Origin of the sequence: Bradyrhizobium zhanjiangense, assembly GCF_004114935.1 — a bacterium.
Taxonomy (GTDB): domain Bacteria; phylum Pseudomonadota; class Alphaproteobacteria; order Rhizobiales; family Xanthobacteraceae; genus Bradyrhizobium; species Bradyrhizobium zhanjiangense.
The window spans coordinates 2,783,974-2,799,409 of sequence record NZ_CP022221.1 but is presented as its reverse complement, the minus strand read 5'-3'; the positions used below and the strand labels follow the sequence as shown (position 1 = coordinate 2,799,409).

Below are 15,436 nucleotides of genomic sequence, written 5' to 3'. Positions count from 1 at the left end.
CATCGGCTTCCCAGGTCCAGCGGGACCTTGCACTCTGCTCCCGAGCGGACCAGGTGTTTGCAACACACCGCGAGGAGACTTTGCATAGCGTAATACTGAACTGCGCATGAAGGCTTAAAAGCTATGCAGGTTGCGAACTACCGCGCCCGCCGAGGAACTTGGGTATTGAGGATGGCGCCAAGTTTTCGGCCCGGAAACGGCCGCCGTGACGCGCCAGGGCCGCTAACGCTAAATCCCTCCGTGCCTTAACCCGAAACATCGTATTGGTCGGATAGCATCCTGTCCAACGCCGTGCGAATCTTGGTTGCCCTCGACGTCTCGATAGATGCGCTGTATTTGCTGGAGCCTCGCTGGACAGTAAAGGCATCGAGCCGCTCGGCCAGCGACTCCGTTTTCGGATCGCGTCTGCTGTTGCTTACATCTTGGTCTTTGATATCAGGTTGGTAGCGTGCGACCTCCTCGATAACTCTTCTCGAGTGGGAGTGCTTGTAAAACGACGCTGGAAGGAACTTTTCCCCGTGAAACAAGCTTATGTCGGCGTATTCCAGTATGGCGTCGGGCGAGGGAATGTAGTTGCTGGAATCATCGCCTTTATCGGCAATCGTTCCATGGCGATGAAGATTGTCATGCCAGCCATCGAAGGTGGACGACTCTTGGTGCGCTGCCAGCGCAAATTGCATGGCGAACATCAGGCAATCACCGGACGATTTTTGCGCGCCGACTCCAATGAAGGCCCACTGCGGCTCCGGTCCCAGCTGCTGTAGCGCTTCCCGTCGGAATCTGGAGTACGGGGTCACGAAGGTGTAGAGGTCGGCTGGCTCCATCACGATAACCGTCGGCGGTGCTCCGGCGCGGATGCGCACATCAGCAGCAAAGTGGTGCATATCGCCGTTCGCCAACCGCACGACAGCACGCCATGCACTATCCGACGGCCGGTCCGCCAACGCCTCAAGAAACTCGGCGGGCGAGTCCATAGATTTAAGATTAAGGTCCGGGTAGCGCCTGTTATAGCTGTCTGCCAGGCGATGAAGATTGGCGATATCAAGGAACAACAATTCCTGGTCCGGCTGCATGTCCGCAGACATGTAGCGAACGACCTGCTGACCGTATTTCATCAGATCGGACGAGATTCCCGCTTGGCCGGCGCGCTCGAGCGTTTGCCCAAGCGACAGGAGCTTCTCGTTGATGCGAGCCGGACGAATACCGTAAGACGTGGTTCCACGATCGGCATCGCGAAATGATCCGGGCACGCGCTGCGCTTCGACACTGGATCGCGGGCTCGATTGCACCAAATCCAGCTGAGTAGCAAACTCCGCCTCCAGGGCGTGTCCGTCATCCCGAGAGGCTTCGCGCCGTACGCTCAGTCGTGAAATGCAGCCGCCCATATCTATGCTCCTGTCAGAAGGATCACCCGACCAAGGACTGAAGTCGTGATGGCGCATTGAGCGCGGTCTTCGTGATCTGCGCAACCAATCACGAGCTGCTGAAGTCGACGTAGGTAGGCAGGCAAGCGGGCCGCGCCGCTTGGTGATAATCGAAAAACGAAGTCAGCGCTAGAGACTGGCGTCTTGAGCTGCTCGCCCGATGAGAGCTGAGGCCGAATTGCAGGAAGGTACTGGGCGTGCTCGACTGGTCGACTGGCGTCTAGCATGGCGATATCAGCCAGGATCGCGGGAAGCTGAAAGCTGGGAATGTCTACGCTCCGGCGCGTGTCGCCTCGCACACTCTCCCTAAAAGCGGAGTGCGGCGGCGCCCGCATCGAACCGCCGAAATCGTCCCGCCGGACTGCTCGACCACCTCCTGCGGGAGGCCGATCAGGCGAAGGTGACTCTTGATCAGACGGATTACTTCAAATCGGAATGGTGGGCGAGATCATCTCGGAATACTGGAGGGTTCAAATAGGTCCCGCGTCACAGATCTCGCCGCAAGTCCAGCGCGGGACCTATTTGAAGCTGGATTGAACGAAGCCGCGTCTTGTGAGCGCGGACCTATGGGGGTTCGATCTAGGCGCCGGTAGGCGCGATTGACCCGATGTCGGGCCCGCGAGCGAGTGTGGCCGCAGATTGTCGCTGATGTTGGCAGCAAAGGATGCCGCCGTCGATAGCGTCGAACGGCGCGTCAAGCCCAGGCGGCTGACTATCGCCCGTTCGGCGGGCGTTGTGAGCGTGCTTGATCGTTCCGACGGAGAACGTCGGCAGGGCAGCGCGTGCAGTGGGAGCGGACAAGTCGAGGTCGTCGGTCATGATGTATCGCAGCGAGGTGCTGCGCGTCGCTGCGCTGGCGCACGCGGCACAGGTCCAATCTCGACCATGCGGCCTCCGCAGATGGGGCACAAGTCGAGGCGGTGACCAAGGAGGATGGCGCAGCGCTCACGATAGTTGACAGCTTCGGCAGGCGGAGGTGGCTGCGGCGCGTCAAGCGCCGCTCGGATGCGCGCGAGTTTGGCGGCGCGGCAGGCGTTCGCCAGGAAACCAAAATGACGGATGCGGCGGAACCCCTTCGGCAATATGTGGAGCAGAAAGCGACGAAGGAACTCCTCAGTGTCGAGTGTCATCACTTTGGATTTGTTGCCAGCGCGATAATCCTTCCACCGGAAGCGGACGTGGCCCTGGTCACAGCTAAGGAGCCGGCCGTTGGCGATCGCAACGCGATGGGTGTAGCGCCCAAGATAGGCCAGAACCTGTTCTGGTCCGCCGAAGGGACGCTTGGCGTAGACGACCCACTCGACCTTGCGGAGGGCGTTTAGATGGCTGGCGAATGCCGCTGGCTCGACGAGGTGCGCGAGATGGCCGAAGAATTGGAGCTTGGTGCCATCGAACGCCGCCTGCAGGCGCTCCAGGAATAGCCGACGATACAATCGTGACAGGACGCGAACGGGAAGGAAGAAGCCGGGGCGACAATGAACCCAGCTTCCATCAGGGGCGATCCCGCCGCCTGGCACGAGGCAATGGGCATGTGGATGATGCGTCAGGGTCTGGCCCCAGGTATGGAGAATGGCGATCATCCCGGTCTCGGCACCGAGATGCTTCGGGTCGGCGCTGATGAGACGGATCGTCTCGGCTGCTGCCTTGAGCAGGATGTCGTAGACCACCGCCTTGTTCTGCAGCGCGATGGCGGCCACGGGCGCCGGCACGGTGAAGACGACATGGAAATAGGGGACCGGCAGCAGGTCGGCCTGGCGCTCGACGAGCCATTGGGCGCGCGCGAGCGCTTGGCACTTTGGACAGTGCCGATCGCGACAGCTGTTATAGGCGACGCGGACCAGGCCGCAGTCGTCGCACCGCTCGACGTGGCCGCCGAGCGTCGCTGTGCGACACGCCTCGATGGCCGCCATCGCACGGCGCTGATCGGAGGACAGCCGAGGACCCTGCGCGGCACGGAACGCGCCGCCGTGGCGGCGGAGGATGTCCGCCACCTCGAGCACGGGGCGCATATGCGCAGCTCAGTCGGGTGGGATCACCCTGACGGAGAGTCCATCGAATGGGCTGGTCGTGCGGGCGAGCAGATTGGTCGCGACCTGAGCGTAGCGCGCGGTCGATCCCAGCTCGGCATGTCCGAGCAGAACTTGAATGATGCGAATGTCGATCCCGCTTTCCAGGAGATGGGTCGCAAACGAGTGCCGGAGCGTATGGACAGTAATCGGCTTGGCAAGCCGAGCGCGGCGGCGGGCGGCGCGGCAGGCCGCCTGGACGCAGCGGACGCTGACATGTTCACTGGGGTCTTGGCCTGGAAATAGCCATAGCCCCGGTCGGGCTCGCATCCAGTACGTGCGCAGAATCTCCAGCAGTCGCGGAGAAAGCATCGCGTAACGATCCCTGCCGCCCTTGCCGTTCTCGATGTGGATCAACATTCGTTTGCTGTCGATCGAGCTCACCTTCAGGCGGACGACTTCACTAGCCCGTAAGCCAGCCGCATAAGCCGTCGCCAGCACGACGCGATTGCGCACCCCTGTAACCGCGTCCAGGAAGCGCTCGATCTCTTCGGCACTAAGCACGAGCGGGAGCTTGTCAGGCTTCTGGCCACCGATGATCCGCTCGAATGCCTCCGTCTGCCCGAGTGTGACGCCGTAGAAGAACCGCAGCGCGCAGGCCACCTGATTGATGTGGGACCACGAACGCTTTTGGCCGATGAGATGCAGTTGATAGGCGCGGACCTGCTCGAAACTCAACCGGTCCGGGGCGTAGCCGAAATGGCGGCTAAACTTTGCGATCGCATAGATATAGGATTGTTGAGTCGACGGCGACAGATTGCGGACCGTCATGTCCTCGATCATGCGCTGCCGAAGAGGGCTCATGGTAGCCATCTGGGTCTCCTGTCTTGAGAGGGGTGGTGCGAAGACCAACATCCTCTCAGACAGGACACCTCAGTTCACCAGGCTTGCCCCCACTCCCGCGTAGCGGGTTCGTTCAATGCTGGGCGACATCGAGCGGAATCCGCATCCAGGGAGGATCGGGCGGATTGTCGAGGAGAGGCTGGTCTGGTCCCGAGCACCGTCATTTCCAAGATTGGCAGCGCGAATAACTCCCCGACGTCAGGTTCTCGAAAGCTTGCCCAACTAGGGAGACCGGTTCAGGTGATCCTGGAGTGAGGTTAGCGTGGACCGCAAAATTTTGGCCCATTTAATGTACCAGCTATGTCGCGGCTGCAGCACGCCATCTCGGAAGAGCCGCAGACGCGCCAGGCCGGGCAAGATGGCTTTGAGCAGCACTTGGCCGAGGCAAGGCTGGCCGATCCCGCTCCCGTCGGCAGTGGAGCCTCCTATCCCCATCGATCTACAGAAGATCGGGACCTTATCGACACGGCGATTGCTCAATACGCCGCTCAGAACAACTCACTACCGAACACGGCCGCAGCGCCTTTCACCTTCCGGAATACCGCGATGTTATTGCCCTACCTTGGCCCATTGTTGAGGAACTGTCTGGTTGGTGCCCCATTTCTTGGCGAGGGCCGATCCGCTCCACATGGTGCCGGGGTTGTTGTACCGATTAGACGCGGGTTCTCTCATTGGCGGGCCCTTCCACCATGCGTTGATCGATTAGGCGTTGTGGTGGGAGATAGCCGTGGACGAAACTAGCCTTCGTGACTTTGACGGACCGATGTCGCCTGAGACTTGGCGATCATGGAAAGCCTGGACCGGCCATCAAGACTCAGAATCGCACCCCGAAAAGGCTCCCTCTTCGTTGTGGCCGCTTGCCCTTGCGATTTGGTTTCTGTTGGGATTCGTGGCTTTGGCGAGCTGGGTCCGGACTTAGCGCCTTAAATAATCCGGATCAGCCCGTCGCAAGGATAGTTGGCGGAATTCTTCCAGTGGGCGCGCCGTCACATCGCTTCCCGGATGCGAAGTAAGCCTCGCAAGGGCTAAAGTTGCCCATTCGATCCAACGACTAACCAAGCCGCAATCATCACCCTGTTCGGGTCGTGAATCGGTCCGTCGGCCATCCGCCGGCAGAGTGCCGTCGAGGATCGCGTGGTCAGTTGGCATAGCGGGCCGTCAGGTCGCGTGAGATATTCAAGCCTTCCTCGATGTAGCGGCTGATTGCCACTCTGGCTGCGGGGCGTGCAGGTCCGATAGGTCAGCTCGAAGTCTTGGTAGCCGCGATTAAAGCCCGCGACCATGCGCGCGCGGCGGTGGCCGGAGGGGGTTCGGCGTCGATCAGCCCCTGCATCATTTGGCGCCTTCGTTGGAGCCGCAGATGCCGCGCAGATAGTGCAGGGCTCCGAGGATCTCGGCCAGTTGCAGCTCGCCATCGAACGGTGCAGCCGCATCCTGCGCCCGCGCGGGCGTCGCAAGGTATGCCGATATCAAGAGTGCAACGGCGACAAAGGCTTTAATCATCAGGAGTTCCGGAATCGCCGTAGTATCGCCTCTCAATGCGGCCTGGAAGGCGGACGATGCGCCGATTGATCGCAGGGCGATGCTGGTGATCCTGGCCGCAGATGACGCTTTGTGCCGGTCAACCAGCTTGCGGACGATGGAAGAGAAGAACGCGCCCGCCGGGCAGGTTTTCGGCCGGCGCGAGCCTGTGGAGATGAGACAGCGCTGCTTTGAGAGAATCGTAAGGGTCCTCGCGCCCGCGCTCCTGTACTTCAGGATGTCACCGGTTAGTGGTTCGGCGTCTGAAGCGGTTTGAAACCGAGAAGCGATTGACGGCCTGTTGTTTGCCTGGAGCCATGCGGCGCCCCCCTGAGTATTTCTACATTGTTGTCGATGATACCTTGGAGAACAAACCCGAGCCTCTGAACTGCTGCTGCGAACTCGTCGAGAAGGACGTCTACCTCAGTGAGGATTCGGATAGGCGCGTACGCGCTGGCGGCCTTCGCTTTCTACCAATTCGCCCCCTGTAAGGCACTCCGCGGATCTCGAAATAGGTTGGCTGCCCCGCCTGCGGCAGGATGCCTTGGCCTTCCAGGACGCGGACAAGGTAAGGTGGCAGGAATCGCTCTCGGTGCTCCCATCCCCCGCGGATCAGATACCCAAGATCAACGGGCCCCTCACCGGATTGCGCGGCTGGCACGATCGGCCGGGGACGATGGAGCGACTGAGACGGGCCAGGTTCATCCGGCTGGCTCACGCGGAGATGATGGATCAGGCGAACATCCCTGCGACCTCGCGGTCCAAACGTAGCCGAATAGCGCTCCCCATTGATCGCAAACTGACTTGGCCCGAACTGGTTTGGCAGCAGATTGATATTGCCCAATACATCGATCAACACGCCTGAAGCCGCCTGGGAACCGTGGCGCCAGCCGGGGCCAACGATCGCTCCAATATCCCGCAGCTCCGGAGCCGCCCCCGGCGGTCCTGCGAACGACGAGGCGGCTGCGAATTCAGGTGCTGGCGCGGAGCGCGCATCGTCACGCAAGTCGTGGGGTGTGGCTCGATCCAGATCAACGAAGGAGTCGAGACCGCCGTAGATGTTTGACGATCGAGGCCTCACGGACGACGGAGATGCGGGGTCTTGCATCTGTTGCCCAAGCCAGGCCCAGGCTCCCTGGCTGGGGGTGGCCGGTGTAGCAGGAAGCTCGAGCGGCGGATGAGCTTGCGCGGCCCAATGCGGCGCTGGCTCTGGTGAGGCGGGTCCGTGGATCTGCTCGCCAAGCCAATCCCAGGCTCCGGCGCTCGGCGTCGCCGGCGTTGCGGGAAGCTGCTGCGATGAACCGGCCTGCCCATGGCTGGGCGCCACTGGCATCGATATGCTGGGCCCGTGGACCTGCTCGCGAAGCCAATCCCAGGCTCCCGCGCTCGGGCTAGCTGGCGTTGCGGGAGGCTGCAGTGAATGCGGCTGTCGAGCAGCTTCCCAAGAAGGCTGGCCCGGATCCTCAGGAGGCCTCAATCCAAGCGCCCTGTTCGCCTCCAGGATTCGCTCGTATCGGGCAAGGTTGACCAGATCAGCGTTGATCTTCTTGTCGTTGGTTTCGAGCCTGCGGCAGCGCCTCCGCAACCGATGATTTCACCGCTGCGCGCCTTGGTCTCCTCAACAACTTTTCGGCCGACTGAGCTCTCGTCCCGAAGCGGCTTTCGACGGGACGCAGATACGCCCTCGCCTCGCGCGCGGGAACTTTCGTTGCTCGGCAAGACCGAAAGGGCCTCATCGAAGGCAGCTCACTTTCCAAGGTGCAAAAGCACCTTGGCAGCGATGGGCGAGGCTTCACGATCGATCTTTACGTGCCGCCCGCAGAGCAATGTTAAATATCTCTGCGGCGGTTTGGGAGCCTCATAGTTCGAGGCCGCGCTCTGCGAGCACACGGTGCATGACCTCGCCTTTGATCTCGCCAGCGATCTCGTTTCGGACTTGGGCTCCGAGCACCCGCTCGGCATCCGGATCGCCTAGAAGACCAAGGTCGGCCAGTCGCTGATCCAAGCGGGTTTGAAACTCCTCGCCCATGGCTTCGACGAGCCGCTCTTGCATCGCGGCATATTCGTCCGGAGCGATGCGCCTCAGCACCGTCTCCCAGGGTTGCCAGCGGCTTGCCACGTAGTCGGTGAACTGGCTTGCTTCGCGCCCCCGGACAAGGTCGAGCGCCTCTGTCGCATCATCCTCGCTTACGTGAGAGACCGCCAGGAAGCGCATGTCAGGAGCGACATGACTGAGCTCCAACGGCTCGCGCAGCCGATGTTGATAGGCCAGGTAGACTTCGATGTCGTCTACATTCGGGTTGCCGTTGGCGAGCGAGTTGACCCTGTCGCGCGCGATCTCGTCCAACGCCTCCAAGCGGAAGGCGACACGGCCGCGCTGGATCAGATCGCCAAGCCGATCGTCATATACCCCGTGCTCGACGTCAGCGTTGAGGCGCGCGGTCTGCATACCATTCCAGTGCAAGGTGACACGATCCTCGCAGCTCGCGTTGGCCTCGGAAGCCTGCGCAAAGAACTGCTCGCGCAATGTCGGATTGGTGGCCGCCTGCCGCAGATCATCAGCCACTGCCTGCCGAAACTCGTCATTGCCGTAATTCACGGTGCCTCGTAGCCGCTCCAGGAACTGTGCGTAGTCTTGGGCGCCGGGCTCATCAGCAAAGTGCTGCCATTCGGCCAGCGCGGCCGGATCGTCTGCGAGCCAGTGTGCGGCAGCCTCATGCAGGGATTGCTGCGCAAGCTGCGGTGGCGCTTCAGCCGCCGCCAGATGAGCGAGGACGTCGTCCGGCAGCGGGTTATCCCGGAAGTCGAGGCTCTCCAGATGCGGGTAGGAGAGGCTATTACGCGGTACAAGAGCTTCTAGAAGACCTTCAGGCAGGCTGGTCAGCCGGTTACCGCTGACATCGAGTGATTGGAGCGTGCTCGGAAGAGGGTCGGGCAGGTCGGCCAATTGATTGCCGCTGACATTGAGTTCAATGAGCCACGAGGGCAGGGACTCGGGGAGGTCGGTCAGCTGATTGCCACTGACCGCAAGCGAGGTGAGCCCGCTCGGGAGAGCGTCCGGCAGGCTGGTTAGCCGGTTGTCGTTTGCGTTCAGGATCTGGAGCCCGGCCGGAAGATTTGCCGGCAGACTGGTCAAGCTGTTGTCAACGACCTCCAGCTCAGAGAGGGTTGCAGGAAGATCGTCCGGCAAACTGGTCAAGCTATTATGGCTAATAAGAAGATGCTGGAGACCGGGTGGGAACATAGCGGGCAGACTGCTTAGCTCGTTGTGCCTGGCGCGCAGTTCCAGCAACCTTGGCGGCAGCGCGGCGGGCAGAGCGGTCAGTGAGAGCGAGGACAAATCCAGCGAGTGCGAGCCTGTGTTATCCGAATTCCTGATTCGTCTGCGCCCCTGTCGCCTATTCTCGGCATCGCCCTGCCCCTCTTCGGCAACCCAATTGTCCAGGATCTGCGCGCGCGCGGAGGATGGGGTCCGGTACCCTGTCAAGGTTTCGATCAAATTCGCCACGGCACGATTGAAGCCGCCGAGGTAACTTTCCTCGTCCGCGTCTTCAGAAGGCGCGGAGGAAGAACCTGCACTCGACAGCGCCTGTCCCGTGTTCATCAATTTCTCCATCGTCGGAACAAGAATACCCCCGCTTCTCAAGCTCGCGAAGCAGGTGGTTGCGCAGCGCAATGATCATTCGACCGCCGGTGCACGTGCTCTGTGGCTCCCGCCCGACTTAAGTGGGTACGTTCACACGAACCCGACCGCGGCAAATGGATCGATACTGCTGCGAGCTTGCTGCCTTTCGTTGACAGTTAAGTCCGGTAGGACGTCAACGGGTAGCGTAACGTTCTGCCGTTAGCAGGCCTACCTGTCGATCAGCTGACGAGTGCCGCTGCAGAACCTCAGAGTTGCTCAGTCTGCGACTGATGATCGAGGCGACGGCTGCTGGCTGAGCTACGAGGGCCTGCCATCACTGGCCGAACGAAGATAGCCGGCAAGCATCAGCCCACTTCGTTCTCCGGAGATCCGCGCGAGGCGCTGAGCAAGAAAATCAGCCGTTCCCGAGCGATGACGACGGTGCTGAGCGACGGTCCCTAGAGCTTGGCGACACTGATCCGCCAAAACGGACAAGATGATCTGCGAACTGGAGCGCGCGCATGTGGGCGGACGGCGGACCGATGAGATCGTCGCGCCTGCCCCCTTCTGACGGTTTGAATCCGGCGGCAGTTGGGTTGCTGTACAAGACTCTCCGTCACAATCAGGCTCTCCTCCTGTCATTCATCCGAGGATCGCCGTCGAAGCCCTTCGTCATGAACGTTGCTCTGTGTTCCTTCGTGATGGTTCGTTGGCAGCCAATCTGTGACACCCCGGAAGAACACGCTCAGCGACCATCTCGCAGCTTCGCCCTCTGTCAGTTGATGGGAGTGAGGCTCGCGGCCTGAGGGGTTAGCCCCGACGCCGAAGGATCTGTATTCAGCAAAATAGCTTGTCCTCAACGTGTTGGTCTTGCCGGGCGTCCATTCGCGCCACCCTTCCGCGATTACGGGGGCATCTATCTTCGCGGACAGGAAGACCACGGTGGCGTAGGGGCGCCAGGGGCGGCCAAGTGCGATATAGCGAGCAGCAGGGTCGGCACTCAGCCTGCAATGATCAAACACATAGCCACTGTCCTCATCCGGCGCTGCCTTGCTCTGAGCGGTATAGACGACCGCTTGATTGGCGATGCCGTGCAACTCACAGTGCCGGAACCAGGCCTTGGCGTTGCCAAATATGAAATCGACATGCCCTTCGATGTAGCAGTTCGAGAAGTATTGTCGTGACATTCTGCCGTTTGGTCCCTTGCCGGCAAACAGCGTGTCCTGGGCGCCGAGCAGGCGGACGCGCGTAATGATGTCCCGGTCTCCGGTAACGGACAGCGCTACCGCCTGCGAGGGTGGATTGGCCGGATTGAGGGCGTAGTCGTTCTGAATGGTCAGATTCTCGAGCCGGAAGTCATCGCCAGTGGCATCCAGCGTCGCCGAGCGGGCGGTTCCTCCTACATTGACCGCGCCGTCGCCATACACAATGACCGCATCCTCCGGCCTGTTACCAGTCCCTGCGAGATGAACACCGGATTTGGTGATTTTGACCTTCTCGCGATAGATGCCCGGCGCGATCCAGAGATCTCCGCCTTCCGCCGGCAACGCGTCGATGGCTTGCTGCACGGAGTGATAGTCTGCATTTCCGGCATGCGACACCAACAGTGGATGAGCGTACCCCGCGGGGATGCAGAAACATCCCGCCAGAAGTGCAGCGGAGGAAACGAAAATTCGCATGTGATCCTACGCTTCGTTTCTCAGCGGGATAGCCGCCGCGCATCGACACGAGATTTTCATCGCCAAATCAGAACCTGCACGTCACCTTGGCATTTCCGGCCCTGCAAAACCGTCGGCCAATTGCAACCAACTCGGGACATGAGGCCGACCTTCGTCAACACCAGTAAGCTTGGCCCCAGATGCGGAACTCACCACCTGAGTTCGGCGCCGGGTGTAGTGCTTACCGATTGCCGTCGCGGAATGCCCTGGAACATACCTCCGATCCGCGCAGCAGCGGTTGTGTAGCTCGTCCGGGCAGCGGGGGCCATACGTCAGAGTGATTTGCGGTGACGTTCGCATGTTCAAGTTGCCAAGTCGCGGAATTGGCAAATCGGACATCTTCGAGTGTCACGTCCAGGGCATGCCGCCCGTCTACGCCGCGCATCAGCAGCACACCAGTGTCGCCATGCACATGACGGAGAATGATTTGCCGATAGACCGGAATCCTCGTGCCTTGAGCGCGCGGATCATATTTTGTATCGAAAGTGAGCGGCCACCGGTTGCCCCTCAGGCACACGTACTCATAAGTCACGCTCTCGACCAGACCGCCTCGACTAACATCGCTCTTGATGCGCAGGCCCGACGTCGTACCATCCAGCGTCAGATTACGCACCAATATGTCTCTGGCCCCGGAATTCACCTCGCTGCCGATCGACATGCCATGCCCCCAGCCGAAATAATTATCAATGATCGAGATATGGCTGCTTGAGCCATTATCGCCGGCCTTGATTGCGACGTTGTCGTCACCCGTACGGATCAAGCTGTGGGTGATGGTCACATCCTGACTGGCGCCAAGATCGATGCCATCGGTGTTGCGGGCATCCGCCGGCGAATCGATCGTCAGGCCCCAAAACGTGGCACCTTCAACCCGGTTCATCGCGACATGAAAATTGGCAGCGTTGCGCAAGGTGACACCAGAGAACATGATGTCCTGCGCATGATCGACCTGGATCAAGCGTGGGGCGTTCTGATTGCCGCCCTGGGCTTGGGCGCGGCGGGCTAGCTGCCACCAGGTTTCCGGGCCGCCGCCGATCATTGCGCCGCCCTGACCATCGATGATGCCCTCTCCGTAGATGCCGCCGCCGCGCGTTTTAGAAAAGCTGATGAATGGCCGGCAACCGTCGCCCTTTTCCGCAATGCGACCACATTGTCCGAGGCCCCTGTCGTAAGCAGCAGGTTCGGGGATGGCGATCAGTGTCGCACCGCGTCCGACCCATAAGGTCACGCCCGATTTCATCTCGAGTGGACCTGAGTGAAACTCGCCGCGCCCAAGATAAACTGCAGCGCCATCGGGGCAATGTTGAATGGCGTCCTGTAGGCTAACTGTATCGTTCTTGCCGGAAGGTACAGGGCGATCGCAGACCGTATGAGGTGCAACAGGTTCGGCGATAGTCCGGCGGTCTTGCGCTTTTGCGGCGGGGCAGACAACCATGGAGGCGAGTATGGACAATAGGGTCCAGTTGCGAAAACGCTTTGTCATTGACCTACTCGTGCTTTGTCACGCGCATCCTTGCCGCGTGCCTTGTCTGATATTGAGCGCTGGCTCGACCGAGCCGCCGCGCGCGTCACTGGCGCGCGCAAGATGACGTTTATACGACGCAGCAGACGCCTGGACCTCGCGATCGCGCAGTAGCACCTTGCCCGGTGCGCGAAAAAGACGAAGCGTTCTGCGATAGTCCGAAAATCCAACAACTTCGTAACGTCAGCCTGCTCACACTGATTGAGCTCCCAACCGGTCCCCGATTTCGGCATTTTTGCATCTACAATGCGCGTGAATTTACGCCAGCCTCTCGTCCAGGGAGCAGTGGGTCAGTGAGTATGCGGGAAAGCTTTCGAGAAGCTGACGAGGCTACGGCCGGCACCGGATCGCATTCGCACCGGATACCCTCTTCCTGGCGTCTCACTAATTTGGATGACTGCCGTTACCCGCCCTGTTCCGGACCGCATTGTGATCGCTTGCCGGACATAGTCAGCCAGTTCTCGTCATCATCCATGCGATGCCGATGAGGTATGGTCGGCTTCCGTGGCCAGCACCGCCCGGCACGTCGGGTGCCTTGCCCCACGGCCAAAGCGGACCATCGTGGTCATTGAACGCGCCCGCTCGCGCCCCCTCCAGAGACGCTCTAACCGGTAATTTGAAGGACTTAAAATTCTTACCATTGATTGGCTAAGATAAATTTTGTCCGATAAATCATCATCTTAGGCGATTGACGGAGCCTCGAACCCTTAGCACAGTGTTAGCACAACACGCGGTTTTAGCACGCTCAGCGTGTGCCACCGCGGGCCAACGAAAGACAAGCGTCATGGACGACGTCGCGCTGCAAAGGGCTGAAAAGCAAAAGAACCACATCATCCTTGGTGGCAAGGTCCACCTTTACCGCCGCGGGAAGCGCGGCCGATATCATTGCTCGGCAACGATTGAAGGGAAGCAATACCGATCCTCCACGGAGAAGGACGATCTCCGGCAGGCCGAGGAAGTCGCCGAGGAGTGGTATCTCAAGTTACGCGGAATGGTGAGGAGCGGTGACCTGGAAAAGGTCACCGCTCGCAAGAAGGAGCCGACGTTCAAGGCGGCCGCAGAGAAATTCCTAGAAGAGTTTCCAGTGCTGACGGAAGGCCAGCGCAATCCCGTCTATATCGCCGGCCATGAGCGCCGGGCGCGCAAGTACCTTATTCCCTTCTTTGGCAAGAAGGGCCTTTCGGAGATCACCGGCGGTCTCGTGAACGAGTACCGCATGCAGCGGATTGCACAGGCCAAGGAAAGGTGGGGAAAAGCTGCTGCGGATGCTCACTGCGTTCGACCAGGATGTGGAAATCACGGTAAAGCCGCATCGTAAGCGTGGCGAGGCTGGCCGGATAACCTTCATTCCGGCAGCATAGAGACGGACAAAGGGGGGCTCATGAACTTGAAAGCAACGGCGGCTTATGCTGCGCATGAGCCCACCCTCAACTGCCCGAACTGCAATCACGAGATCAAGCTTACAGAGTCGCTGGCCGCGCCTCTGATCGAGGAAACGCGTCGGCGCTTCCACGAGCAGCTTGCCAGCAAGGATGCCGAGGTCGCTCGCAAGACGGAAGCGTTGCGGCAGGAGCGCGAGCAGCTTGAGAAGTCGCGCGAGCAGATCGAAGTCCAAATCAAGCAGCGGATGGCTGCCGAGCGCAGCCAGATCGCCGCCGCGGAGGCGAAGAAAGCGCGGGAAGCCGTCGCTGCCGAGGTTCAGTTGAAGGGCGCTGAGCTTGAGGAGCTACGCAAGACCCTGGCGGCCAACAACGCGAAGCTTGCCGAGGCCCAGCAACAGCAGGCCGAGCTGATGCGTAAGCAACGCGCCCTCGATGATGAAAAGCGTGAGCTCGACCTTACGGTCGAAAAGCGGGTGCAGGCTTCCGTTGAACAGATCCAGGTGAAAGCCCGGCAAGAGGCCGATGAGGCTGCCCGCCTGCGGGTGGCCGAGAAAGACCAGACCATCGAGTCGATGGCGCGGACCATCGAGGAACTGAAGCGCAAGGCCGAGCAAGGCTCTCAGCAGTCCCAGGGCGAGGTTTTAGAGCTTGAGCTTGAGGAGTTGCTGCGCGGACGTTTCCCGACGGACTCGATCGAGCCGGTTGGCAAAGGCGAGCTTGGCGCCGACGTTATTCAGCAGGTCAATGCAGCGGTGGGCCAGCCTGCCGGCATCATTCTCTGGGAAACCAAGCGCACCAAGGCCTGGAGCGACGGATGGCTCGCCAAATTGCGTGACGATCAGCGCCGATCGGGAGCCGACGTGGCGCTCATCATCTCGCACGCCCTGCCCAAGCACATCGAGCAGTTCGACCTGATGGATGGCGTGTGGGTAGCCCATCCCCGCTGCGCCCTGCCCGTCGCGGTCGCGCTTCGTCAGGCGTTGATTGATGTCAGCAACTCGCGTCTGGTCCAGCAAGGCCAGCAGACCAAGATGGAGCAGGTCTATCATTATTTGACCGGCACGAAGTTCCGGCAGCGGGTTGAGGCCGTGGTCGAGAAGTTCAACGACATGCGCAAGGACCTAGATAGCGAGCGCAAGTTCATGGTCCGGCAGTGGGCTAAGCGTGAAACCCAGATCCTTTCCGTTATTGATTCTACCGTCGGCATGGTGGGTGACCTCCAGGCAATTGCGGGCAAGGCGATGCCTGAAATCCCCAGCCTGGAGGTACCTCTGCTCGAAGACCACGAGGGCAGCGACCGTAAGGCGTCTTAGATTGTTCCTTGAAGGACCCGCCGGG

Annotated in this window: 9 protein-coding genes and 1 pseudogene; 3 read left to right on the top strand and 7 right to left on the bottom strand. The window is 60.6% G+C overall.

Annotated features, from left to right (window positions below; all coding sequences use genetic code 11):
- Nucleotides 1-245: 245 nt before the first annotated feature.
- The 4 genes and pseudogenes from XH85_RS13020 to XH85_RS13000 form a co-directional block, all read right to left on the bottom strand.
- On the bottom strand, nt 246-1,385 hold the full coding sequence (locus XH85_RS13020; RefSeq protein WP_276486134.1) for a YopJ family acetyltransferase: 1,140 nt from the start codon (nt 1,383-1,385) through the stop codon (nt 246-248).
- An 854-nt stretch (nt 1,386-2,239) separates the two neighbouring features.
- Nucleotides 2,240-3,433 carry an IS91 family transposase gene (locus XH85_RS13015; RefSeq protein WP_128931969.1) on the bottom strand — a complete coding sequence of 398 codons (1,194 nt, stop codon included), beginning with the start codon at nt 3,431-3,433 and terminating at the stop codon, nt 2,240-2,242.
- A gap of 9 nt (nt 3,434-3,442) precedes the next feature.
- On the bottom strand, nt 3,443-4,303 hold the full coding sequence (locus XH85_RS13010) for a tyrosine-type recombinase/integrase (protein ID WP_164940742.1): 861 nt from the start codon (nt 4,301-4,303) through the stop codon (nt 3,443-3,445).
- A gap of 1,168 nt (nt 4,304-5,471) precedes the next feature.
- A pseudogene (locus XH85_RS13000) lies at nt 5,472-5,836 on the bottom strand (TIGR02301 family protein).
- 562 nt (nt 5,837-6,398) lie between these two features.
- Here XH85_RS13000 and XH85_RS12995 point away from each other — a divergent pair.
- Entirely contained in the window at nt 6,399-6,719 is a 321-nt protein-coding gene (locus XH85_RS12995; RefSeq protein WP_128932127.1) for a hypothetical protein, read from the top strand.
- Between the two features lie 993 nt (nt 6,720-7,712).
- Here XH85_RS12995 and nopM read toward each other — a convergent pair.
- The 3 genes from nopM to XH85_RS12975 form a co-directional block, all read right to left on the bottom strand.
- Complete coding sequence (nopM, locus tag XH85_RS12985) at nt 7,713-9,458, bottom strand: T3SS effector NEL-type E3 ubiquitin ligase NopM (protein ID WP_208758119.1); 1,746 nt, start codon at nt 9,456-9,458, stop codon at nt 7,713-7,715.
- 659 nt (nt 9,459-10,117) lie between these two features.
- Complete coding sequence (locus XH85_RS12980) at nt 10,118-11,158, bottom strand: pectinesterase family protein (RefSeq protein WP_128932125.1); 1,041 nt, start codon at nt 11,156-11,158, stop codon at nt 10,118-10,120.
- A 220-nt stretch (nt 11,159-11,378) separates the two neighbouring features.
- A complete protein-coding gene (locus XH85_RS12975; RefSeq protein WP_128932124.1) occupies nt 11,379-12,677 on the bottom strand; it encodes a glycoside hydrolase family 28 protein in 1,299 nt (432 codons plus the stop codon).
- A gap of 823 nt (nt 12,678-13,500) precedes the next feature.
- Between XH85_RS12975 and XH85_RS12970 the strand changes: the two genes are divergently transcribed.
- The gene (locus tag XH85_RS12970; protein WP_208758118.1) at nt 13,501-14,034 is read left to right on the top strand and encodes a hypothetical protein; all 534 of its coding nucleotides are present in this window, start codon (nt 13,501-13,503) and stop codon (nt 14,032-14,034) included.
- 63 nt (nt 14,035-14,097) lie between these two features.
- Entirely contained in the window at nt 14,098-15,411 is a 1,314-nt protein-coding gene (locus tag XH85_RS12960; protein WP_128932123.1) for a DUF2130 domain-containing protein, read from the top strand.
- Nucleotides 15,412-15,436 lie beyond the last annotated feature (25 nt).